Source organism: Salmonella sp. 741265050_HSA (assembly GCF_046569445.1).
Lineage (GTDB): Bacteria > Pseudomonadota > Gammaproteobacteria > Enterobacterales > Enterobacteriaceae > Salmonella > Salmonella enterica.
In genome coordinates this window covers 270458-294036 of the sequence record NZ_JBKFSV010000003.1, presented here as the reverse complement: position 1 = coordinate 294036, position 23579 = coordinate 270458, and the positions used below count along the sequence as shown (strand labels likewise).

General features: G+C 54.0%; 18 protein-coding genes. 12 read left to right on the top strand and 6 right to left on the bottom strand.

Features of this window, described 5'->3' with window-relative positions:
• The first annotated feature begins 73 nt into the window (after nucleotides 1-73).
• Nucleotides 74-721 (top strand): L-fuculose-phosphate aldolase, encoded by a 648-nt coding sequence (gene fucA / locus ACLD4F_RS09720; RefSeq protein WP_000440827.1) that lies wholly within the window; start codon nucleotides 74-76, stop codon nucleotides 719-721.
• A gap of 16 nt (nucleotides 722-737) precedes the next feature.
• On the top strand, nucleotides 738-1886 hold the full coding sequence (gene fucO, locus ACLD4F_RS09715; protein ID WP_050067874.1) for a lactaldehyde reductase: 1149 nt from the start codon (nucleotides 738-740) through the stop codon (nucleotides 1884-1886).
• 91 nt (nucleotides 1887-1977) lie between these two features.
• Here fucO and xni read toward each other — a convergent pair whose 3' ends face one another.
• From xni to queF, 5 genes are all read right to left on the bottom strand, one after another.
• Complete coding sequence (gene xni / locus ACLD4F_RS09710; protein ID WP_023201479.1) at nucleotides 1978-2733, bottom strand: flap endonuclease Xni; 756 nt, start codon at nucleotides 2731-2733, stop codon at nucleotides 1978-1980.
• A 170-nt stretch (nucleotides 2734-2903) separates the two neighbouring features.
• Nucleotides 2904-4271: an L-serine ammonia-lyase II gene (gene sdaB, locus ACLD4F_RS09705; protein WP_000626381.1), complete on the bottom strand. Its 1368-nt coding sequence runs from the start codon at nucleotides 4269-4271 to the stop codon at nucleotides 2904-2906.
• A gap of 58 nt (nucleotides 4272-4329) precedes the next feature.
• The gene (sdaC, locus tag ACLD4F_RS09700) at nucleotides 4330-5619 is read right to left on the bottom strand and encodes an HAAAP family serine/threonine permease SdaC (protein ID WP_000450462.1); all 1290 of its coding nucleotides are present in this window, start codon (nucleotides 5617-5619) and stop codon (nucleotides 4330-4332) included.
• 564 nt (nucleotides 5620-6183) lie between these two features.
• Nucleotides 6184-7548, bottom strand: coding sequence for a nucleotide 5'-monophosphate nucleosidase PpnN (gene ppnN, locus ACLD4F_RS09695; RefSeq protein WP_000627973.1), 1365 nt, complete (start codon nucleotides 7546-7548; stop codon nucleotides 6184-6186).
• Nucleotides 7549-7660: 112 nt separating this feature from the next.
• On the bottom strand, nucleotides 7661-8509 hold the full coding sequence (queF, locus tag ACLD4F_RS09690) for an NADPH-dependent 7-cyano-7-deazaguanine reductase QueF (RefSeq protein ID WP_411010811.1): 849 nt from the start codon (nucleotides 8507-8509) through the stop codon (nucleotides 7661-7663).
• Nucleotides 8510-8577: 68 nt separating this feature from the next.
• On the opposite strand from queF, the gene syd reads away from it, so the two are divergent.
• From syd to ACLD4F_RS09650, 8 genes are all read left to right on the top strand, one after another.
• Nucleotides 8578-9123 (top strand): SecY-interacting protein, encoded by a 546-nt coding sequence (syd, locus tag ACLD4F_RS09685; RefSeq protein WP_000343990.1) that lies wholly within the window; start codon nucleotides 8578-8580, stop codon nucleotides 9121-9123.
• A gap of 611 nt (nucleotides 9124-9734) precedes the next feature.
• Nucleotides 9735-10064: a YqcC family protein gene (locus ACLD4F_RS09680; protein ID WP_000207014.1), complete on the top strand. Its 330-nt coding sequence runs from the start codon at nucleotides 9735-9737 to the stop codon at nucleotides 10062-10064.
• Nucleotides 10064-10846, top strand: coding sequence for a tRNA pseudouridine(65) synthase TruC (gene truC / locus ACLD4F_RS09675; protein WP_000890028.1), 783 nt, complete (start codon nucleotides 10064-10066; stop codon nucleotides 10844-10846). The genes ACLD4F_RS09680 and truC overlap by 1 nt, the downstream gene beginning before the upstream one ends.
• 18 nt (nucleotides 10847-10864) lie before the next feature.
• A complete protein-coding gene (locus ACLD4F_RS09670) occupies nucleotides 10865-11314 on the top strand; it encodes a flavodoxin (protein WP_000807738.1) in 450 nt (149 codons plus the stop codon).
• A gap of 481 nt (nucleotides 11315-11795) precedes the next feature.
• Nucleotides 11796-13154: a galactarate/glucarate/glycerate transporter GudP gene (gene gudP / locus ACLD4F_RS09665; protein ID WP_000097015.1), complete on the top strand. Its 1359-nt coding sequence runs from the start codon at nucleotides 11796-11798 to the stop codon at nucleotides 13152-13154.
• A complete protein-coding gene (locus ACLD4F_RS09660; RefSeq protein WP_000211801.1) occupies nucleotides 13151-14491 on the top strand; it encodes an enolase C-terminal domain-like protein in 1341 nt (446 codons plus the stop codon). The genes gudP and ACLD4F_RS09660 overlap by 4 nt, the downstream gene beginning before the upstream one ends.
• A gap of 20 nt (nucleotides 14492-14511) precedes the next feature.
• Nucleotides 14512-15852, top strand: a complete 1341-nt coding sequence (gudD, locus tag ACLD4F_RS09655) for a glucarate dehydratase (protein WP_000107113.1) — start codon at nucleotides 14512-14514, stop codon at nucleotides 15850-15852.
• Between the two features lie 77 nt (nucleotides 15853-15929).
• Complete coding sequence (locus tag ACLD4F_RS09650) at nucleotides 15930-17072, top strand: glycerate kinase (protein WP_000706484.1); 1143 nt, start codon at nucleotides 15930-15932, stop codon at nucleotides 17070-17072.
• Between the two features lie 43 nt (nucleotides 17073-17115).
• Here ACLD4F_RS09650 and barA read toward each other — a convergent pair whose 3' ends face one another.
• Nucleotides 17116-19872, bottom strand: a complete 2757-nt coding sequence (gene barA, locus ACLD4F_RS09645; RefSeq protein ID WP_000186400.1) for a two-component sensor histidine kinase BarA — start codon at nucleotides 19870-19872, stop codon at nucleotides 17116-17118.
• A gap of 57 nt (nucleotides 19873-19929) precedes the next feature.
• On the opposite strand from barA, the gene rlmD reads away from it, so the two are divergent.
• Both rlmD and relA read left to right on the top strand, forming a co-directional pair.
• Nucleotides 19930-21225, top strand: coding sequence for a 23S rRNA (uracil(1939)-C(5))-methyltransferase RlmD (gene rlmD, locus ACLD4F_RS09640; RefSeq protein ID WP_411010810.1), 1296 nt, complete (start codon nucleotides 19930-19932; stop codon nucleotides 21223-21225).
• A 51-nt stretch (nucleotides 21226-21276) separates the two neighbouring features.
• The gene (relA, locus tag ACLD4F_RS09635) at nucleotides 21277-23511 is read left to right on the top strand and encodes a GTP diphosphokinase (protein ID WP_000226841.1); all 2235 of its coding nucleotides are present in this window, start codon (nucleotides 21277-21279) and stop codon (nucleotides 23509-23511) included.
• Nucleotides 23512-23579 lie beyond the last annotated feature (68 nt).

The window sequence follows — 23579 nt, the reverse complement described above, 5'->3', positions numbered from 1 at the left end:
TTTCAACAGGACAGCAGCGCGATGCGAAAGGCGGTTTTGTTGTCTCATTTTGAATCACAGAGAGAGGTAAATAATGGAACGAAATAGACTGGCGCGGCAGATTATTGATACCTGTCTGGAAATGACGCGGTTAGGGTTAAATCAGGGGACGGCAGGTAACGTGAGCGTACGTTATCAGGGCGGAATGCTGATTACGCCGACGGGGATCCCCTACGAGAAGCTGACAGAGTCGCACATTGTCTTTATTGATGCAGACGGTCAGCATGAGCAGGGCAAGCTGCCTTCCAGCGAGTGGCGTTTTCATATGGCGGCATACCAGACGCGCCCTGATGCCAATGCCGTGGTACATAACCACGCTGTCCATTGTACGGCAGTCTCGATCCTCAATCGCCCGATTCCGGCGATTCACTACATGATTGCCGCCGCAGGAGGAAACTCTATTCCCTGCGCGCCCTACGCCACTTTTGGCACCCGCGAACTTTCTGACCATGTTGCCGTGGCGCTTAAAAATCGTAAAGCGACGCTGTTACAGCATCACGGGCTTATCGCTTGTGAAGACAATTTAGACAAAGCGTTGTGGCTGGCGCATGAAGTGGAAGTGCTGGCGCAGCTCTATTTAAGTACGCTGGCCATTGTCGATCCGGTACCGGTACTGGATGACGAGGCGATCGCTATCGTACTGGAGAAATTTAAAACTTACGGGTTACGTATTGAAGAGTGATGTCAGGAGACAGGCGATGGCGAACAGAATGATTCTGAATGAAACGGCATGGTTTGGCCGGGGAGCGGTGGACGCATTAACCGATGAGGTGACGCGCCGCGGTTATCATAAAGCGCTGATTGTTACCGATAAAACGCTGGTGCAATGCGGTGTGGTCGATAAAGTGACAAGCAGAATGGATGCCGCAGGGCTGGCGTGGGAGATCTATGCGGGCGTGATCCCTAATCCTACGATTTCCGTTGTCCAGGAAGGGCTTAAGGTCTTTACCCAAAGCGGCGCGGACTATCTCATCGCCATTGGCGGCGGTTCTCCGCAGGATACCTGCAAAGCGATCGGTATTATCAGTAACAATCCGGAATTTGCCGATGTGCGCAGTCTGGAAGGGCTATCGCCGACCCGTAAACCCAGCGTGCCGATTATGGCGATCCCGACAACGGCGGGAACCGCGGCGGAAGTCACTATCAATTATGTGATTACCGATGAAGAGAAACGGCGCAAATTCGTTTGTGTCGATCCACATGATATTCCGCAGGCGGCATTTATCGATGCCGATATGATGGACGGTATGCCGCCCGCGCTGAAAGCGGCAACGGGCGTGGATGCGCTAACCCATGCTATTGAAGGCTATATTACCCGGGCCGCATGGGCGCTGACGGATGCATTACATATCAAAGCCATTGAGATTATTGCTGGCGCGCTGCGCGGCGCCGTAGCCGGAGAAAAAGAGGCCGGTGAGGCGATGGCGCTGGGGCAATACGTTGCCGGGATGGGGTTTTCCAATGTGGGGCTGGGACTGGTGCATGGGATGGCGCATCCGCTGGGCGCGTTTTACAACACGCCGCACGGCGTCGCGAATGCTATTTTGCTTCCGCATGTGATGCGTTTTAATGCCGGGTATACCAACGAGAAATTCCGTGATATCGCCCGGGCGATGGGGGTGAAGGTAGAAGGATTGAGTCTTGAAGAGGCGCGTAATGCCGCAGTGGAAGCCGTATTTACGCTAAATCGCGATGTGGGAATTCCGCTGCATTTGCGTGATGTCGGCGTTCGAAAAGAGGATATCCCGGCGCTGGCGCAGGCGGCGTTCGATGATGTCTGTACGGGCGGCAATCCGCGTGAAGCGAGTCTGGCGGACATTGTCGAACTGTATCATATCGCCTGGTAATTTTGCCGGATGGCGCTGCGCTTATCCGCTCTACATTTCGTGCAGTCCTGTAGGCAGGATAAGGCGTTCACGCCGCCATCCGGCAACAAAACTACCGCGCCAGCCGTAGCTGCTGTAAGTTTCCGTCGATATGTAAATCGGTTTGCAGACGTGCAATATCGCGGCAAAGAAATGCCATTTCTTTATGCGTCTCAAGCTTTTTGCGCCACTTTTCCGGCACCTCGTCCAGATGGGCGTAAATTCCCTCCAGATTTTGAAACTGAATCAACAGCTGGGTCGCGCTTTTGGGGCCGATACCGGCAACGCCGGGGACTTTCGAACTGCTGATTCCTGCCAGACCCCAGTAATCCGGCAACTGCCGGGGAAGTACGCCAAACTCTTTTTCAATAAACGGCGCGTCCAGCCAGCGTTTCTGGAAGTAGTCGCGAATGCGCAATCCCGGAGAGAGCAACTGGCAATAGCCTTTATCGGTTGACACAATGGTTGCCTGGTGTCCGGCTTCGGTAACTTTTAGCGCCAGCGTCGCCGCCAGATCGTCCGCTTCGTTACCATCTGATGCCCAACAGCGTACGCCGCGCTGTTCAAATGCGGCGCGTAGGGCGGGCATTTCATTATGTAAATCGTCAGGCATCGGCGGACGTCCTGCTTTGTAGTCCGGCAAACGCTGATGACGCCAGCCGCTACTGCGCGCGTCGTCATCAAATACCGCGACGGCGTGGGTTGGCTGGCTGTGGATAATCAATTGATCGAGCGCGTGTTGGCAGGTTTTCACACAGGGCGATCCCTGAACGGCGTGAATACGGCGAATCAAATTGAGCGCGTCGATGATAAGCAGATGAGCAGCCACGGTGTTCTCCCTTACAAACCTGCGCGTAGGGTAACATTCACGGCGGGGGGAGGCGAGCATTGCGAAATAGCGCTATCCGTAGGCCTGATGAGCGAAGCGCCATCAGGCAACAAAAGCCGGATGGCGGCGAGCGCCTTATCCGGCCTACAGATCCTAAAATGTGCTGAGAATTAATCGCAGGTAACGATCTTCATCGCCAGGCCGCCGCGCGAAGTTTCGCGGTACTTAGCGTTCATGTCTTTACCGGTTTCGTACATGGTCTCAATCACTTTATCGAGGCATACACGCGGTTCGCTGGTACGGCGCAGCGCCATACGCGCGGCGTTGACTGCTTTGACTGAAGCAATCGCGTTACGCTCAATGCAGGGAACCTGTACCTGACCGGCAACCGGATCGCAAGTTAACCCCAGATTATGCTCCATGGCGATTTCTGCGGCGATACACACCTGCGCCGGACTACCGCCCAGCAGCTCGGCCAGACCCGCTGCCGCCATGGAACAGGCCACGCCGACCTCTCCCTGACAACCCACTTCGGCGCCGGAAATAGAGGCGTTCATCTTATACAGCGAGCCAATCGCACTGGCGACCAGCATATAGCGAGCAAGCGAGTTAGCATTTACTTCGCGGATAAACTTGTCATAGTACGCCAGCACCGCCGGAACAATACCACATGCGCCGTTAGTCGGCGCAGTGACTACTCGTCCGCCTGCGGCATTCTCTTCGTTCACCGCCAGCGCGAACATATTGATCCAGTCGACGACCGCCATCGGATCGGTGGTGGTCTTATCCTGACTGACCAGCATCCGACGCAGCGCCGCCGCGCGACGCGGAACGCGCAGTTTGCCCGGCAATACGCCCTCGGTGGTGATACCGCGCTCAATACCGCTGCGCATCACCTCCCAGACCCTGGCGAAATGCTGCTCCAGCGCTTCTTTACTGTGCAGGGCCAGTTCGTTTTGCATCATCAGACCGGAGAGCGACAGACCCGTCTCCTGGCAGTGGCGCTGTAAATCCGCGGCGGTTTTATAAGGGTACGGTACGTTAACGGGTTCGCTATTCGTCAAACCAAAGTGCTCTTCATCGACGATAAAGCCGCCGCCAATGGAGTAGTAGGTTTGGCTGTAGAGCACCTTATCGCCCGCCAGCGCGGTAATACGCATCCCGTTCTCATGCAGAGACAGGTTGTCGGCGTGGAAATTCATGCACTTATCGACCGGAAATTCGACTTCATGCTGCCCATTGGCCAGTAGTAAACGCCCATGGGTGTTCACATCCTGGATAAAGGACGGAATGGCGTCGATATCGACGGTGTCCGGCAGATTCCCCGCCAGGCCCATAATAATGGCGATATCAGTGTGGTGGCCTTTACCCGTCAATGACAGAGAGCCGTAGACATCCACCACGACGCGGGTGACATCTGTAAGGATATGGCGGGCAATCAGATCGTCCGTGAACTGCTTGCCTGCTTTCATTGGTCCGACGGTGTGAGAACTGGAAGGGCCAATGCCGATTTTAAAAATATCGAATACGCTAATCATAGGGCATCCATTGCGGTTGTATCATAGAGAAGCGCCGCGGTAAGCGGCGCTAAAGGACTTAGCTGAACAGTGAGTAGAAAATAGCGGAGATGGCAATCAGGCCCATAATCACAACGAATACGTTGCTGATATGACCGCTGTACTTACGCATTGCCGGTACTTTCTGGATGGCATACATCGGCATCAGGAACAGAATCATCGCGATGATCGGGCCGCCCAGGGTTTCAATCATGCCCAGGATGCTGGGGTTCAGCGTCGCCACAATCCAGGTGGTGACCAGCATGAACAGCGCGGTAATTTTATTCAGTTTGTTGATTTCGATGGATTTACCTTTACCACGCAGCGATTTAATCACCATCCCGTTAAAGCCTTCACGCGCGCCCAGGTAGTGGCCGAGGAAGGATTTGGTGATAGCAATCATCGCAATGATCGGCGCCATCCAGGCGATGATCGGCGCGTTAAAGTGGTTTGCCAGGTAAGACAGAATAGAGATGTTCTGCTCTTTTGCCGCTGCCAGATCTGCCGGCGTCAGGCTCAGCACGCAGCTGAAGACGAAGAACATCACGGTCAGCACCATCATGATGTGGGCGAAGGCCAGAATTTTAGAACATTTCTTCTCTGCGCCTTCACCGTACTCTTCACGCTTCGCAACCGCGAAGGAGGAGATGATCGGGGAGTGGTTGAAAGAGAAAACCATCACCGGAATCGCCAGCCACAGCGTCATCCACAGACCGTTACCGGTAGACGCGGCGGAATCAAAGGACAGCGTTTCCAGCGCCGCGCCGTTCCACTGCGGGATCAGGTACAAGGCCAGCAGCATCAGCGCAGCGACGAACGGGAATACCAGGATACTCATCGCCTTAACGATCATTTGCTCGCCGAAGCGCACGATGGTCATCATGCCAACAATCAGGATCAGGGAAAGAATCGCCCGCGGCGGCGGATTAATCGCTAACTGGTGGGTCAGGAAGCTTTCCACGGTATTAGTAATCGCCACGCTGTAAACCAGCAGGATGGGGTAAATCGCGAAGAAGTAAAGCAGGGTAATCAGTTTACCTGCGCCGATACCGAAGTGTTCCTCAACGACTTCAGTGATGTCTTCACCCGGGTTTTTACCGGACAGCACGAAGCGGGTTAAACCACGGTGTGCGAAAAAGGTCATCGGGAAAGCGAGAATCGCCATGATGATGAGCGGAATCATGCCGCCGACGCCTGCGTTGATCGGCAGGAACAGAACGCCCGCGCCGATTGCCGTGCCGTAAAGGCCCAGCATCCACATGGTATCCGTTTTGCGCCATGCGCTTCGAGAGTCAATCGAAGCAATCGTGCTGGTCTGAGTGGTTTCCATCTATTTCTCCTGGAGGATGCTAAAAATCAGGTTGCTGGTCTAATCCAATGAAAAAAGACCTGATCGTAAAATGAAATCTGCTTAGGGACGCTTTTTATATAATTTTTCGCCGTAATAATTTTCGGGCGGAAAGATACATTTAAGTGATGAATCTATCAGTGATCCCGATCTCAAATGCAATAATCCGCTTCTTACATGGATAAATTTGGACCATTAATCTATTAAAAAAACGTCATAACGAATTTCCGGGCGCGAAGGCTACCATTAACGATATAAGGCCGGAAAGATTGGGGCGCAAGATACGGAGGTTTGACTATAAAAATCAAGGTTTTTAGTGGATTCTGGCGAAGAATAATAGTTTGAGCCGATAAATCACGGTAAGAGGAGTCAAGTAAACGTTTGCCTGGCAATCTATTTATGATGAATTATAAATGGTGTTTATAAAACAATGCGGGCTATGCCTCTGATGATCATCATAAAAAATGAAGGAATACGTGAATCGCCATACCGCAATGAAAGGAATGGGAGAAGCGCCCGGCTGCTGGCGGCAACCGGGCATAAGCGCTAAGCGCAGATCTCGTAACAGGGGATGTAGGCGGAACCCGGCAATTTCATACGATGCTGCGCGACGAATCCCTGCAGCAGATCGTCCATGCGACGCATCATCTCTCGATCGCCGTGGATTTTATACGGGCCATTAGCTTCAATGGCGCGTATCCCGACCTCCTTCACGTTCCCCGCGACAATACCGGAGAAGGCGCGCCGCAGATCCGCCGCCAGAATCTCAACCGGCTGATCCGGGTACAGTTTCAGGTTGGCCATATTCTCATGCGACGGCTCAAACGGCACCTGCAGATCCGGTGCAATACGCATCGACCAGTTAAAACTATAGGCGTCGCCGGTATCGCGGCGATTCTCTTTCACTTGCGGCATCGCTTTCTTCATCAGCCGCGCTACCTCCGCCGCATCGTCAATGATGATGCGGTAATGACGGCGGGCCGCTTCGCCCAGCGTATGGGTAATAAACTCATCCAGCACGCGGAAGTAATCGGCGCTCTCTTTTGGTCCGGTCAGGATCAGCGGCAGCACCTGATTTTTATTGGCTGGATTCATCAGAATTCCCAGCAAATAAAGCAGCTCTTCCGCCGTACCCACGCCGCCCGGGAAGATGATGATACCGTGTGCGATACGGACGAACGCTTCCAGGCGTTTTTCGATATCCGGCATGATGATCAGTTCGTTCACCAGCGGGTTAGGCGGTTCAGCCGCAATAATGGAAGGTTCAGTCATGCCGATAAAGCGGCTGTCTTTATAACGCTGTTGCGCGTGACCGACCGCCGCGCCCTTCATGGGGGCTTCCATCGCCCCAGGGCCGCAGCCGGTGCAAATGTTCAGCTCGCGTAATCCCAACTGCGTGCCGACGCGACGGGCATACAGGTACTCGTTTTCGTTAATTGAGTGGCCGCCCCAGCATACCACCATGTTTGGCGCTTCGCCGACGTGCAGCGCCCGGGCGTTGCGCAAAATGGAGAACACCAGATTGGTGATATGTGTTGAGCTTTCAAGATCCAGATGCTGGAAACGGCCGGCATTGTGGATCTGCCCATTCACAAAGAGAATGTCGCGCAGCACCGCGAACAGGTTAGCCTGTAGCGCACGAATAATCCGCCCGTCAACAAAGGCGTCTTCAGGCGGGTTAATCAATTCCAGCTTCACGCCGCGCTCGCGGCGCAGCACGTTAATATCGAAATTTTCAAAGCGGGACAGCAGCTCTTTGCTGTTGTCGGTCAGGCTGCCGGAGTTAAGAACGGCAAGTGAACAGTTACGAAACAGTTGATACAGGTCGCTACTGGCCGTGCGTTTCAGCATGTCCACTTCCAGTTGCGACAACATATCCATTGAGCCAAGCGGGCTAATATGTGTAATCAAGTAAACTCCTTATGGGACGCAACACGCCATTCCCTGTTGATTACAATAGCCCTGGCTGATGACCTTTCACAACCTTACATGCGCAATCCGGCACGCAAAATTGACAAAAAAATTACTGTCGCGCCAGCCTGCCTGTGGCGGGCACGAAATCGGTATTGCTGCGCCAGGGATTAATGTCCAGCCCGCCGCGGCGGGTATAGCGCGCATAAACGCTTAACGTTTCCGGCTGGCAGAAGCGCAGAATGTCATTAAAAATACGCTCTACGCACTGCTCGTGAAATTCATTATGGTGACGGAAGGAGACCAGATAACGCAGCAGTTTTTCCCTGTCGATTTTGCGCCCGCGATACTGAATTTGTATCGAGCCCCAGTCCGGTTGGTGGGTGATCAGGCAGTTGGATTTCAACAGATGGCTGACCAGCGTTTCTTCTACTTGCTTCTCGCCGCTGACCGCATGTTGCAGATAGTCGGTAGTAAACTGGTAGTTGTCGATACTGATATCCTGATCGTCAATACAGGCGCCGTGGAAATGGGCGACAGGCTGTCCTTCCAGCTCATCAAGACGATGAAGCCTCACGCTAACGTTGCCCTGCGCGCAGGCGCGCAGATCGCGCTCCAGCGTCTGGCGCACCGTCTCCCAGGTGTCAAAGCGCGTCTGGTTAAAGCTGTTCAGATACAGTTTAAAGCTTTTGGATTCGATTAAATTAACGCTGGTGTAATCCAGTTCGACATGCCCGACGGCGACCTGTGGAAGACCCTGGCTGTTAAGCCAGGAAAGTTCATACAACGTCCAGATATCCGCGCCGTGGAACGGCAAATTATCGGCTGTTAATCCGAGCGGGTCACGATTCAAACTGCGCGGTACGCCCTGCAGCAGGCTGGCGTCATAAGTGTCCCGGTAATCCGTTGATTTTCCGAGAGTCAGGCCATCGAGAGCCTGATGGTTTTCATAAGAAGACATGTTTCACCGTCATAAACCAGATACACTATGCGCCAAGTGTATCCTGGCTTTTATGAAGAGAGAAACTGGTGGACGAACTGACAGCGCAGGCATTGAAAGCCTTTACGACGCGTTACTGCGACGCGTGGCAAGAAAAACACGGTAGCTGGCCGTTGAGCGAAGAACTGTATGGCGTACCTTCTCCGTGCATTATTTCTTCAACCCGCGATGCCGTTTACTGGCAGCCGCAACCTTTTGAAGGCGAAGAAAATGTAAACGCGGTTGAACGCGCCTTTGATATTATGGTACAACCTGCGCTCCACGCGTTTTACACCACGCAGTTTGCTGGCGACATGCCCGCGCAGTTTGCGGATGAAAAGCTTACGCTACTGCAAACCTGGAGTCAGGATGACTTTCGGCGCGTGCAGGAAAATCTGATAGGCCACCTGGTCACGCAAAAGCGGCTCAAGCTTCCTCCCACGCTTTTTATTGCGACGCAGGAAAATGAGCTTGAGGTCATTTCGGTCTGTAATCTGTCCGGCGAGGTGATTAAAGAAACGCTGGGCACCCGCAATCGTACCGTTCTTGCCGCAACGCTTGCGGAATTCCTTACGCAACTTAATCCTCTTCTGTAATCGTTTGCCCTAACGGGTGTGAGAGATCTCTTACAAAGTCTGTAGGAGATCGCCAGGATATCAGCGGATACTGAGCCCCGTTTTCTTATGTAAGTCTATATAAAACAACTAATTAAAATGTTTTTGCGCACTTTCATATGAAAATTTACTTAAGGTATTGTCTGTAAGCGTCTTGTAAGACAAGGTGAAACAGGCGATTCTATCTTCGTCGACAGGGAGTCGTACAACGAAGCGAACGTCAGGATGATGACGCTTCAGCAGGACACGCCAGGATGGTGTTACAAGGAAAGGCTTCAGGATGAAGCAAAGTGGAAAGCGCAGGATGCGTTAAAGGACACCTCCAGGACGGAGAACGAGAGCCGATCAGGATGTTCGGCGGGTCTGGATGACCAGGGACGCTTCAGGAAGAAGCTATCACATCGGGCGATGTGCGCAGGATGCAAACGTTCAGGATGAACAGGCCGTAAGGTCACAGGAAAAGTTGTCACGGATGAGCAGGGAGCACGAAAAGTAGCTGGAATGCTGCGAAACGAACCGGGAGCACTGTTTATACAGTGCTCCCTTTTTTTTGTTATTCTTCGCGCCAGATTTTCATCATTGAGGTTTTTAACATGACGACTCATGACCGTGTGCGTCAGCAGTTACATGCGCTTGAAACGCTGCTGCGCGAGCATCGCCACTGGCGGCAGGATGCGCCGCAGGCGCACCTGTTTACCAGCACCCAACCATTTTTTATGGATACCATGGAACCGCTGGAATGGCTGCAATGGGTATTGATCCCACGTATGCATACCCTACTTGATAATGCGCAGCCGCTGCCCGAGGCGTTTGCCGTCGCCCCTTATTATGAAATGGCGCTGGCGGCGGATCATCCGCAGCGGGAGGCGATCCTGGCGGTTTTGCAGGATCTGGATGCGCTATTCGCCCGCGATGAATCCTGATGCTGGAGATCCTCTATCAAGACCCGTGGCTGGTTGCCGTGAATAAACCCGCAGGCTGGCTTGTTCACCGGAGCTGGCTGGATCGCGACGAAAAAGTCGTGGTCATGCAAACGGTGCGCGACCAAATCGGCCAGCATGTTTTTACCGCCCACCGTCTCGACAGACCCACGTCGGGCGTACTGTTAATGGGGCTGTCCAGCGAAGCGGGACGCCGTCTGGCGCAGCAGTTCGAGCAGCACCACATCCGTAAACGCTACCATGCCATTGTGCGCGGCTGGCTGATGGATGACGCGGTACTGGATTATCCTCTGGTGGAAGAGCGCGATAAAATTGCCGATAAATTCGCCCGCGAAGATAAAGCGCCCCAGCCGGCTGTAACGCAGTATCGCGGACTGGCGACGGTCGAAATGGCGGTGCCGACCGGACGTTATCCCACCACGCGTTATGGTCTGGTTGAGCTGGAACCAAAAACGGGACGCAAGCACCAGCTTCGTCGTCATCTGGCGCATCTGCGTCATCCTATCATCGGCGACAGCAAGCATGGCGATTTGCGACAAAACCGCAGCGCCGCAGAGCATTTTGCCTGCCGTCGCCTGATGCTTCATGCCAGTCGGCTTGAACTGACGCACCCCTTCACCGGACAGCCGTTGATAATTCAGGCCGGGTTGGATGAAACCTGGATGCAGGCGCTGACACAGTTTGGCTGGCGTGGACTTCTCCCTGACAATGAAAGGGTTGAGTTTACGGCGGCGTCCCGGCAGGATGAGACTCATCAGGCATAATTCAGGGAGATACGCATAATGGCAGAAATTGGTATTTTTGTCGGGACCATGTATGGCAACTCACTGCTGGTGGCGGAAGAAGCGGAAGCGATCCTCGCCAGACAGGGCCACAGCGCGACCGTGTTTGAAGATCCTGAACTGTCCGACTGGCAGCAATATCAGGATAAGGTTGCGCTGGTCGTTACCTCGACAACCGGGCAGGGCGATCTACCGGATAGCATTGCGCCGCTCTTTCACGGCATTAAAGATACAGTCGGTTTTCAACCAAACCTGCGTTACGGGGTGATTGCGCTAGGTGATAGCAGCTACCCCAATTTCTGTAATGGCGGCAAACAGTTTGATGCCCTGTTGCAAGAGCAAAGCGCGCAGCGGGTGGGGGAGATATTATTCATTGACGCCAGCGAACATCCGGAGCCGGAGAGCCAATCCAATCCCTGGGTTGAAAACTGGGGAACTTTACTTTCCTGAGGTAAATCCCTCCCCCCTACGGGAGGGTACCTTTTCGTTTGCTTGCGTTGCCAGTAAGCAAAATCACGACCTGTATACAGTGTAAAGTAACTGAATCGTGTTAGCTTTGGGCATATGCCCGCAAAAGCGGCAGTTTTTTACGGGCGTTTTCATGTAATCAAGCGACCTGTTTCACATTCTTCTCTTTTTACTCCTCCTGCGTCGACGCCTGACGCCTTCTGATTTCATTTCCGTGAAGTGGCTTCCACTGTCCTGGGCTTTTGCCATAAACAGGCGTAATTCATCGCCAAAATACTGTGTTGTTGCACGGTGAGTGTGTGTGGCGCGCTTTTTATACTTCTCCTGCCAGTGAATAAAAGCATGCAGCGTGCAAAGCAAACGACCTAATAAAAGCTGCAACAAGGAAACGTTATCTCTGATTCCCTACCGGTTGTGCAGTTCAGAGTGAGCGTAGCTAACGCGAAATTTCAGGAGTGCAACAATGAGTTCATTAAGTCACGCGGCGAGCAGTGCGGAGAAACGCACGAACGCCCGCTACTGGATAGTGGTGATGCTGTTTATCGTCACATCCTTCAACTACGGCGACCGCGCCACATTGTCCATTGCCGGCTCAGAAATGGCCAAAGATATCGGCCTTGATCCGGTAGGTATGGGCTATGTTTTTTCTGCTTTTTCATGGGCCTATGTTATCGGACAGATCCCGGGCGGCTGGCTGCTGGACCGCTTTGGTTCCAAACGCGTCTATTTCTGGTCTATTTTCATTTGGTCAGTCTTCACCCTGTTGCAGGGTTTTGTCGATATCTTTAGTGGTTTCGGCATTATTGTCGCCCTCTTTACGCTTCGTTTCCTGGTTGGTCTGGCGGAATCGCCTTCTTTCCCGGGCAACAGTCGCATTGTTGCAGCCTGGTTCCCGGCGCAGGAGAGGGGAACGGCGGTGGCCATCTTTAACTCCGCGCAATACTTTGCCACGGTTATTTTCGCGCCAATTATGGGCTGGCTGACGCACGAAGTGGGCTGGTCGCATGTCTTCTTCTTTATGGGCGGGTTAGGGATCATCATCAGCTTTATCTGGTTGAAAGTTATCCATGAACCAAATAACCATCCGGGCGTAAATAAGAAAGAGTTGGAGTACATCGCAGAAGGCGGCGCGCTGATCAATATGGATCAGAAAGACACCAAAGCGAAAGTACCGTTTAGCGTCAAATGGGGACAGATCAAACAGCTGCTGGGCTCTCGTATGATGATTGGCGTTTACATCGGTCAGTACTGTATTAACGCATTGACCTATTTCTTTATTACCTGGTTCCCGGTCTATTTGGTCCAGGCGCGCGGCATGTCGATTCTCAAAGCGGGCTTTGTCGCCTCGGTTCCTGCGGTCTGCGGCTTTATCGGCGGCGTGTTGGGCGGCATCATTTCCGACTGGCTGATGCGTCGTACTGGCTCCCTGAATATCGCGCGCAAGACGCCGATTGTGCTGGGGATGTTGCTGTCAATGGTTATGGTGTTCTGTAACTATGTGAACGTGGAATGGATGATCATCGGCTTTATGGCGTTGGCCTTCTTCGGTAAAGGTATCGGCGCGTTGGGCTGGGCAGTAATGGCGGATACCGCGCCGAAAGAGATCAGCGGTCTTTCCGGCGGCTTGTTTAATATGTTCGGCAATATCTCCGGTATTGTGACGCCAATCGCGATTGGTTACATCGTTGGCACCACCGGCTCCTTCAACGGCGCGTTGATCTATGTCGGCGTACATGCCCTGGTGGCCATCATCAGCTATCTGGTGCTGGTAGGTGATATTAAGCGTATTGAACTGAAACCTGTCGCAGGACAATTATCATGACAACGCAATCCAGTCCCGTTATTACGGACATGAAGGTCATTCCGGTTGCCGGACATGACAGTATGCTACTCAACATCGGCGGCGCGCATAACGCGTACTTCACCCGTAACATCGTCGTCCTCACCGATAACGCCGGGCATACTGGCGTCGGCGAGGCGCCGGGCGGAGAAGTGATTTATCAGACGCTGGTCGATGCTATTCCGATGGTATTAGGCCAGGAAGTCGCCCGCCTGAACAAAGTGGTGCAGCAGGTGCATAAAGGCAACCAGGCCGCTGATTTTGACACCTTTGGTAAAGGCGCATGGACGTTTGAACTGCGGGTTAATGCGGTGGCGGCTTTGGAAGCGGCGCTGCTTGATCTACTGGGGCAGGCGCTTAATGTGCCGGTCTGTGAACTATTAGGACCCGGTAAACAGCGCGATGCCGTCACCGTGTTAGGCTATCTCTTCTATATTGGCGATCGTACTAAAACCGATCTGCCGTATCTGGAAAGCACGCCGGGCAGTCACGAATGGTATCGCCTGCGTCATCAGGAAGCGCTGAACAGCGACGCGGTCGTGCGGCTGGCGGAAGCGTCTCAGGATCGCTACGGCTTTAAAGATTTTAAACTCAAGGGCGGCGTGCTGCCGGGCGAACAAGAGATTGATACCGTTCGCGCGCTAAAAAAGCGCTTCCCGGACGCGCGTATTACCGTGGATCCGAACGGTGCCTGGCTACTGGATGAAGCCATTGCGTTGTGCAAAGGGCTGAAAGATGTACTGACCTACGCGGAAGATCCGTGCGGCGCGGAGCAAGGATTCTCTGGTCGTGAAGTCATGGCGGAGTTCCGCCGCGCGACCGGTCTGCCGGTGGCGACCAATATGATCGCCACCAACTGGCGCGAAATGGGGCATGCGGTGATGCTCAACGCGGTAGACATTCCTCTTGCCGACCCGCATTTCTGGACTCTCACCGGCGCCGTTCGCGTGGCGCAACTGTGCGATGACTGGGGGCTAACCTGGGGCTGCCATTCGAATAACCATTTTGATATTTCACTGGCGATGTTTACCCATGTCGGCGCGGCGGCGCCAGGCAAACCCACCGCTATTGATACGCACTGGATCTGGCAGGAGGGCGATTGCCGCCTGACTAAAAATCCGCTGGAAATTAAAAACGGCAAAATTGCCGTTCCGGATGCGCCAGGACTGGGCGTGGAGCTTGACTGGGAACAGGTGCGAAAAGCGCATGACGCGTATAAAAAGCTGCCAGGCGGCGCGCGTAATGATGCAGGCCCGATGCAATACCTGATCCCCGGCTGGACTTTTGACCGCAAACGCCCTGTTTTTGGTCGTCACTAATTCTGAATAAGGACACAGTTATGAGTACTCAATTTACGACGCCTGTAGTGACTGAAATGCAGGTTATCCCGGTTGCGGGTCATGACAGTATGCTGATGAACCTGAGCGGCGCGCACGCCCCGTTCTTCACGCGCAACATCGTCATTATTAAAGATAACTCCGGCCATACCGGGGTTGGCGAGATTCCGGGCGGCGAAAAAATTCGCAAAACGCTGGAAGATGCGATCCCACTGGTGGTGGGAAAAACGCTGGGTGAATATAAAAATGTCCTGACTGCCGTTCGCAACCAGTTTGCCGATCGCGATGCGGGCGGACGCGGTTTACAAACATTCGATCTCCGTACCACTATCCATGTGGTGACTGGTATTGAAGCGGCAATGCTTGACCTTTTGGGCCAACACCTGGGCGTCAACGTCGCTTCGCTGTTAGGCGACGGTCAGCAGCGCAGCGAAGTCGAAATGCTGGGTTATCTGTTCTTTGTCGGTAATCGCAAGGCTACGCCGCTGCCGTATCAGAGCCAGCCGGATGAGCAATGCGACTGGTATCGTCTGCGCCATGAAGAGGCGATGACGCCGGAAACGGTAGTGCGTCTGGCGGAAGCCGCCTATGAAAAATACGGCTTCAACGACTTCAAACTGAAAGGCGGCGTGTTGGCGGGCGAAGAAGAGGCCGAGTCAATCGTGGCGCTGGCGAAACGTTTCCCACAAGCGCGCGTCACGCTCGATCCAAACGGTGCCTGGTCGCTGAACGAAGCGATCAGCATTGGTAAATACCTGAAAGGTTCTCTGGCCTATGCAGAAGATCCGTGCGGCGCGGAACAGGGTTTTTCCGGACGTGAAGTGATGGCGGAATTCCGTCGCGCGACCGGATTACCGACGGCCACCAATATGATAGCGACCGACTGGCGTCAAATGGGGCATACGCTGTCGCTGCAATCCGTCGATATCCCGCTGGCGGACCCGCACTTCTGGACTATGCAAGGCTCTGTACGCGTGGCGCAAATGTGTCATGAGTTCGGTCTGACCTGGGGATCGCACTCTAACAACCACTTTGATATTTCGTTGGCGATGTTTACCCATGTTGCCGCGGCGGCGCCGGGCAAGATCACCGCGATCGATACCCACTGGATCTGGCAGGAAGGCAACCAACGTCTGACTAAAGAACCGTTTGAAATTAAAGGCGGCATGGTGCAAGTGCCGACCAAACCGGGTCTGGGCGTTGAGCTCGATATGGATCAGGTGATGAAAGCGCATGAGCTCTATCAAAAACATGGCTTAGGCGCGCGTGACGACGCGATGGGAATGCAGTACTTAATTCCTGGCTGGACGTTTGATAATAAGCGTCCTTGCATGGTGCGTTAAGTCAGAGCCGGTTCCGTAAGGAACCGGTCCTTCTCTGGGTGTATGCTTAACAGGATCAACATGCGTAAGGACGACTTATGAAAATAGTGATCGCACCAGACTCGTATAAGGAAAGTTTGAGTGCTCTTGAGGTAGCGACCGCCATTGAACAAGGATTTCGCGAGATCTGGCCTGACGCCGATTACCTGAAATTGCCGCTGGCTGATGGCGGAGAAGGTACTGTCGAAGCGATGGTTGAAGCGACGGCGGGTCGAATCGTGCATGTTGAGGTCACCGGGCCGTTGGGGCATCGCGTCAATGCGTTTTATGGGCTTTCCGGCGATGCGCGTTCCGCGTTCATTGAAATGGCGGCCGCCAGCGGGCTGGAGCAGGTGCCGCCCGCGCAACGCGATCCGTTGAAGACCACGTCATGGGGAACCGGCGAGCTGATCCGTCATGCGCTGGATGCGGGCGTTGAGCATATCATTATTGGTATCGGCGGTAGCGCCACCAACGATGGCGGCGCGGGGATGGTACAGGCGCTGGGGGCCAGGCTACGGGATGCGCAGGGCAATGATATTGCGCAAGGCGGCATTGGGCTGGAAACACTCGCCAGCATTGATATCAGCGGCCTGGATAAGCGTTTGTCGGCGTGCCATATAGAGGTCGCCTGCGATGTCACGAATCCCCTTACCGGCAAAGAGGGCGCGTCTGCGGTTTTTGGTCCGCAAAAAGGGGCGACGCCGGAAATGATTGAACGCCTGGAGACGGCATTGACTCGCTATGCGCATTTGATTGCTCGCGATCTGCATGTCGATGTGTTGGATCTGGCAGGCGGCGGCGCGGCAGGCGGCATGGGGGCGGCGTTATACGCGTTTTGCGGCGCGCAGCTACGGCGTGGCATTGAGATTGTCACCGATGCGCTTCATCTGGAAGCGTGTCTTGCGGATGCTGATTTAGTCATCACTGGCGAGGGACGCATCGACAGCCAGACCATTCACGGTAAAGTCCCTATTGGCGTGGCAAACATCGCCAAACGGTATAACAAGCCGGTAATTGGTATTGCGGGTAGCCTGACGGCAGACGTTGGCGTGGTTCATGAACATGGGCTTGATGCCGTTTTCAGCGTGATTTATACCATCTGCACGCTGGAGGACGCTCTGAAGAATGCGAGTGAAAACGTACGAATGACCGCGCGCAACGTGGCTGCAACGCTGAAAGCGGGGCAACAGTTACGCTGAGTTGTAGGCCGGATAAGGCGGTCATGCCGCCATCCGGCGAATATCAGCCCAATATCTTCTTCGCTTCACGCGCGACATTATCCATCTCATCCAGCAGCTCCAGAAACTCAGGCTCCAGCTCCTCTTCGTGGACGCCGCTGCGAAGCTGCTGCTCAATAAGCTGGCAAAGGTTCTTCATCCGCGGTACGCCGCTATAGCCGCAGCTCCCGTGTAGCTTATGGACCAGATCGACCAGACCGTTGGGATTTTCTCCCACCAGTTGTTCTTCAATTTTGTTGCGCACTTCCGGCAGAAAATCAATCAGCATTTGCAGCATATCCCGCGCCAGATCGGGCTTACCGGCAGCCTGGCGGAGCGCAAGCTGCCAGTCGAGCGTTGCATTCGGATTGAAGATAAACTCAGCCGGTTCCGGCGCCATCAGGCGCGCTGCTACGTTGGCGCCAGGTTTATAGCGCAGCAACAGATTATGCAACTTCTCTTCTTCTATCGGTTTAGCCAGATAGTCGTTCATGCCCGCGCTGAGCAACTTCTCTTTTTGCCCGGCCATCGCATGTGCCGTAACGGCAATAACCGGTGTTTGCTGCTGATGAGGAAGCTGGTGAATCAATTCGCAGGCGCGTATGCCGTCCATATCCGGCATCTGAATATCCATCAAAATCAGATCAAACTGCATTTGTTTCGCCCGATCCACCGCCTGATGTCCGCTATCACAAAGTTCTACGTGCTGGACTTTATCTTCCAGTAACGCGCCGATAAGCTTCAGATTAGCGGGATTATCATCAACCGCCATAACCGTCATGGTGATTTTACTGGTATCCATTAGCAGCGGTTCAGGATGGTGATTCAACTGGCAATATTCCGTCAGCGCTGGCAACAGGCGCGTTGACGTCAATGGTTTTAACAGACAGGCCGCCGCGCCTCCTTGTTTCAGCTTTTCGGCGTTAATTTGCGCATGGCAAGGTAGCGCCAGCAGTAGAAAGTCCGTCATTGACGCCGCTTTCGCCAGACGTTCATGCTGCATGGTGAGCGGCTCGCGGAAGGTCACCGGAACGCTCAAAATCATAATATCGTAGTGTGCTAACGGCAGCGCGGAGAAGGTCGGGCTGTAAACCACTTCCACCGGCGTGTCGCTCAGTAGATCCAGGGTACATTGCGCGGCGGTAGCATTCGGTTCGACATAAGCCAGCCGTTTCCCGGCCAGACACGCGGTTGACGGCCCGTCAATAATGACATTTGGGTTAAGATCAAGATTAATATGAAACCAGAAGGTCGAGCCGCGATTAGGCTGGCTGTGGAAAGAGATGTCCCCGCCCATTTCGTTGACCAGCTTTTGCGTAATCACCAGCCCAAGCCCGGTGCCGCCGTGACGGCGAGAAATACTGGCATCGGCCTGGCGAAACGCCTGAAACAGTCGCGACTGGTCGCGTTCCGGAATGCCGATCCCCGTATCGCGGATCTGCACTTCAATCTGTACTTTGGTGTTACTGAGCGCCCGCTTTTCTACCAGAATATCGATATTGCCACTCTCGGTGAACTTAATGGCATTACCCACCAGATTAGTAATGACCTGTTGCAGGCGCAGCGGGTCGCCAATCACATTATCCGGGACGTCGTTTTTAATATTTAACGTCAACTCCAGCCCTTTATCATGCGACGAGTGGGCCAGCAGCGTAACCACTTCATCCAGCGTGTTGCGCAGTGGAAAAGGGATACTTTCCAGAATGAGCTTACCGGCTTCCAGCTTGGAGAAGTCGAGCACGTCATTAATGATTGCCAGCAGATTATTCGCGGAACGCTCAATGGTGTTCAGATGGTCGCGCTGGGTGGGATTCAGCTCCGTTTTTAATGTCAGGCGGGTAAAGCCAATGACGCCGTTCAGCGGCGTTCGCAGTTCGTGCGACATGTTCGCCAGGAACTCCGACTTAATACGCGCCGCTTCCTGGGCGCGCTTTTTCGCCAGATCCAGCTCAACGTTTTGGATTTCCATCTGCTCAAGGGTTTCACGCAGGTCTGAAGTGGCCTGATCGATATTATGCTGCATCTCTTCGTGATAGGCGGCAAGCGACATCGCCATGGAATTAATGCCGTTTTTCAGCATGTCCAGCTCGCCCAGCATAAATCCTTCCACCCGGCTATCCAGTTGTCCGCGGCGAATGCGGTCAACGGTATTCACCATATTACGGATAGGCCCGGTGACATCGCGCATAAGCCGCCAGCCAAAGATCAGCGCAATGCCTATACAAAAAAGCATCATCACGCTGGAGATAAAAATCTCTTTGTATTGCTGTAGCCTGACCGACTTGAGATCCAGTTCAAGCGCCACATACCCCAGCATATTTTTGGTATTTTTCGCGTCGGCAATCGCTGACTCGTCCGGCGAATAGCTCTCCGAGATAATCGGGGTGCGCAGAATCATAATATCGCCGTGGCGATCGACGCTCAGACGACGTGGAAACGGCGCTCCGGCGGGAAGCTGCATCTGTGAGGGGTCCAGATGGAAATTAGACGTTACAAACAGGCGGTTATGATCGTCATAAACGGAAATCGCCCGCACAATATCAGAGTGTCTGCGGTGCAGGACGCTGATAAGTTGGCCGATAGACTCCCGGTTTTGTAAGTTCATACCATATTCGCTGGAGACGGCGAGCGGTTCAATAATACTGGCGCCGGCATCTTCCAGTTGACGCTGCAGGTCGTTATAGCGGTGCACTACAAAAAAGATACTGAGCAGCAAACCTATCAGGACGGTCGGGGCCAGGATCAGAATCATCATGCGTGCGCGCAGGCTGTAGTTGGTCATGGAGTTCCGTTATGGGACAATTAGGGTCACACTGTTAAATTGAGAAAAAGCTGGTCGATGGCGCAATTCTACTCTGCAAAACGGCGCGTGACGACGCGTCAGATCATAACCGTTAAAGTCAATGACCTCGATTCATTTGGTCAGGGCGTAGCCCGTCATAACGGAAAGGCGCTGTTTATCCCCGGTTTATTGCCTGAGGAAAGCGCAGAAGTCATTATTACAGAAGATAAAAAGCAATTTGCCCGCGCACGCGTTTCGCGCCGTTTGAATGATAGCCCGGAACGAGAAACGCCGCGCTGCCCGCATTTTGGCGTCTGCGGCGGTTGTCAGCAACAGCATGTCAGCATCGCCCTGCAACAACGCAGCAAAAGCGCGGCGCTGGCGCGTTTGATGAAACACGAGGTGAATGACATCATCGCCGGCGCGCCCTGGGGTTATCGGCGTCGTGCGCGGTTAAGTCTGAATTGCCCGCCGGATAAACCGCTGCAAATGGGATTTCGCAAAGCGGGTTCCAGCAATATCGTCAATGTCGAACAGTGCCCCGTTTTGGCGCCCCAGCTTGAAGCATTGCTGCCCCGAATCAGGGCGTGTCTGGCGAGTTTACACGGCACCCGACATCTTGGGCATGTTGAGCTGGTACAGGCGGGAAGCGGTACGCTGATGATTCTGCGCCATACCGCGCCATTAAGTGCGGCGGATAAAGAAAAACTGGAACGCTTTTCGCATTCTGAGGGATTGTCTCTGTTTCTGGCGCCGTTTAGCGAGATACTGGAAACGGTATCTGGCGAGGCGCCCTGGTATGATTCGCACGGCTTACGTTTAGCCTTCAGTCCGCGAGACTTTATTCAGGTTAATGAGGCGGTAAACCAGCAAATGGTCGCCCGCGCGCTGGAGTGGCTTGATGTGCGCGCCGAGGATCGTGTCCTGGATCTGTTCTGCGGAATGGGGAATTTTACGCTGCCGCTGGCAACGCGCGCGGCAAGCGTGGTAGGGGTTGAGGGCGTTCCAGCGCTGGTAGAAAAAGGCCGTGAAAACGCCATCCGCAATGGTTTACATAATGTGACATTCTTCCATGAGAACCTGGAGGAAGATGTCACGAAGCAGCCGTGGGCGAAAAACGGCTTTGACAAAGTCTTACTCGATCCTGCGCGTGCGGGGGCTACAGGAGTGATGCGACATATTATAAAATTAAAACCTATTCGCATTGTTTATGTATCCTGTAACCCGGCGACGCTGGCGCGCGATAGTGAAGCGCTAGTCAATGCGGGATATGAGGTTACGCGTTTAGCGATGCTCGACATGTTCCCGCACACAGGACATCTGGAATCAATGGTTCTGTTCGAGCGCATGTAATGATTACCGGCTTACCGACTTCGGTAGGCCTGGTCCCTTAAGGAGAGGACGATGGTCGCGGTAAGAAGTGCACATATTAATAAAGCTGGTGAATTTGATCCGAAGAAGTGGATCGCAAGCCTGGGAATTTCCAGCCAGCAGTCGTGTGAGCGCTTAGCCGAAACCTGGGCGTATTGCCTGCAACAGACACAAGGACATCCGGATGCGGATCTGTTGCTGTGGCGTGGCGTGGAGATGGTAGAAATTCTTTCCACGCTGAGTATGGATATCGACACGCTGCGGGCGGCGCTACTGTTCCCTCTGGCCGACGCCAACGTAGTCAGCGAAGATGTACTGCGCGAAAGCGTCGGCAAATCTATCGTGACCCTGATTCATGGCGTGCGCGATATGGCGGCGATCCGTCAGCTAAACGCCACTCATAACGACTCTGTTTCTTCGGAGCAGGTTGATAACGTTCGTCGAATGTTATTGGCGATGGTGGATGATTTCCGCTGCGTGGTCATCAAACTGGCCGAGCGAATCGCTCATTTGCGCGAAGTGAAAGAGGCGCCGGAAGATGAGCGCGTGCTGGCGGCGAAAGAATGTACCAACATCTATGCGCCGCTCGCTAATCGTCTGGGCATCGGGCAACTGAAGTGGGAACTGGAAGACTACTGTTTCCGCTACCTGCATCCGGCGGAATACAAACGCATCGCCAAACTGCTGCATGAGCGCCGTCTCGATCGCGAACATTACATCGAAGAGTTTGTTGGACATCTGCGCGCCGAAATGAAAAACGAAGGCGTGCAGGCGGAAGTCTACGGACGACCAAAACATATTTATAGCATCTGGCGCAAAATGCAGAAAAAGCATCTGGCGTTTGATGAACTCTTTGACGTGCGCGCCGTGCGTATCGTCGCTGAACGTCTGCAGGACTGCTACGCCGCGTTGGGGATAGTGCATACGCACTATCGCCACCTGCCGGATGAATTCGATGATTATGTCGCTAACCCGAAACCGAACGGTTACCAGTCTATCCACACCGTGGTCCTGGGGCCGGGCGGTAAAACCGTTGAGATCCAGATCCGTACCAAACAGATGCATGAAGACGCCGAACTGGGCGTGGCGGCGCACTGGAAGTATAAAGAAGGCGCCGCGTCCGGCGGCGTGCGTTCCGGCCATGAAGACAGAATTGCGTGGCTGCGTAAGCTGATCGCCTGGCAGGAAGAGATGGCGGATTCCGGCGAAATGCTGGATGAAGTGCGCAGCCAGGTGTTTGACGATCGGGTCTACGTTTTTACGCCAAAAGGCGACGTGGTTGACTTGCCTGCCGGATCTACGCCGCTTGATTTTGCTTACCACATCCACAGCGATGTCGGGCACCGCTGCATCGGCGCGAAAATTGGTGGGCGTATTGTGCCATTCACCTATCAGTTGCAGATGGGCGATCAGGTTGAAATTATCACTCAGAAGCAGCCGAATCCCAGCCGCGACTGGCTGAATCCAAACCTGGGCTATGTGACGACCAGCCGCGGACGCTCAAAAATTCATGCCTGGTTCCGTAAACAGGACCGTGACAAAAATATCCTGGCTGGACGGCAGATCCTCGACGATGAGCTGGCGCATTTGGGGATTAGCCTGAAAGAGGCCGAGAAACATCTGCTGCCGCGCTACAACTTTAATGAGCTGGAAGAGTTGCTGGCGGCGATAGGCGGCGGCGATATCCGTCTTAATCAGATGGTGAATTTCCTGCAATCGCAGTTCAATAAGCCGAGTGCAGAGGAGCAGGATGCAGCGGCGCTGAAACAGCTTCAGCAAAAAACATACGCGCCGCAAAATCGTCGTAAAGACGACGGGCGTGTGGTGGTAGAAGGCGTGGGTAATTTGATGCACCACATTGCCCGCTGCTGCCAGCCGATTCCGGGGGATGAAATTGTCGGCTTCATTACTCAGGGGCGGGGGATTTCCGTGCACCGGGCCGATTGTGAACAGTTGGCTGAGCTGCGCTCACATGCGCCGGAGCGGATCGTAGAGGCGGTATGGGGCGAAAGCTACTCGGCGGGATATTCGCTGGTGGTGCGCGTCCAGGCCAACGATCGCAGCGGCTTGCTACGCGATATCACCACCATTCTGGCTAACGAAAAAGTCAACGTGCTGGGCGTCGCCAGCCGCAGCGACATTAAGCAGCAGATCGCCACCATTGATATGACCATCGAGATCTACAACCTGCAGGTGCTGGGCCGGGTGCTCGGTAAGCTGAACCAGGTGCCGGATGTGATTGATGCCCGTCGTTTGCACGGGGGGTAAACCCCAGACAGTAATAATGTAGCGGCTTTGCTACTCGTTCAGCAAAGCCGCATTAGCCAACCCCATAA

Bases quoted from the DNA above. Each gene is read 5' to 3' on its own strand.
- relA (WP_000226841.1), top strand. From the start codon at position 21,277: ATGGTCGCGGTAAGAAGTGCACATATTAATAAAGCTGGTGAATTTGAT.
- barA (WP_000186400.1), bottom strand. From the start codon at position 19,872: ATGACCAACTACAGCCTGCGCGCACGCATGATGATTCTGATCCTGGCC.
- gudP (WP_000097015.1), top strand. From the start codon at position 11,796: ATGAGTTCATTAAGTCACGCGGCGAGCAGTGCGGAGAAACGCACGAAC.
- truC (WP_000890028.1), top strand. From the start codon at position 10,064: ATGCTGGAGATCCTCTATCAAGACCCGTGGCTGGTTGCCGTGAATAAA.
- gudD (WP_000107113.1), top strand. From the start codon at position 14,512: ATGAGTACTCAATTTACGACGCCTGTAGTGACTGAAATGCAGGTTATC.
- sdaC (WP_000450462.1), bottom strand. From the start codon at position 5,619: ATGGAAACCACTCAGACCAGCACGATTGCTTCGATTGACTCTCGAAGC.
- ACLD4F_RS09660 (WP_000211801.1), top strand. From the start codon at position 13,151: ATGACAACGCAATCCAGTCCCGTTATTACGGACATGAAGGTCATTCCG.
- rlmD (WP_411010810.1), top strand. From the start codon at position 19,930: ATGGCGCAATTCTACTCTGCAAAACGGCGCGTGACGACGCGTCAGATC.
- ACLD4F_RS09670 (WP_000807738.1), top strand. From the start codon at position 10,865: ATGGCAGAAATTGGTATTTTTGTCGGGACCATGTATGGCAACTCACTG.
- fucO (WP_050067874.1), top strand. From the start codon at position 738: ATGGCGAACAGAATGATTCTGAATGAAACGGCATGGTTTGGCCGGGGA.
- sdaB (WP_000626381.1), bottom strand. From the start codon at position 4,271: ATGATTAGCGTATTCGATATTTTTAAAATCGGCATTGGCCCTTCCAGT.
- fucA (WP_000440827.1), top strand. From the start codon at position 74: ATGGAACGAAATAGACTGGCGCGGCAGATTATTGATACCTGTCTGGAA.
- queF (WP_411010811.1), bottom strand. From the start codon at position 8,509: ATGTCTTCTTATGAAAACCATCAGGCTCTCGATGGCCTGACTCTCGGA.
- ACLD4F_RS09680 (WP_000207014.1), top strand. From the start codon at position 9,735: ATGACGACTCATGACCGTGTGCGTCAGCAGTTACATGCGCTTGAAACG.
- ACLD4F_RS09650 (WP_000706484.1), top strand. From the start codon at position 15,930: ATGAAAATAGTGATCGCACCAGACTCGTATAAGGAAAGTTTGAGTGCT.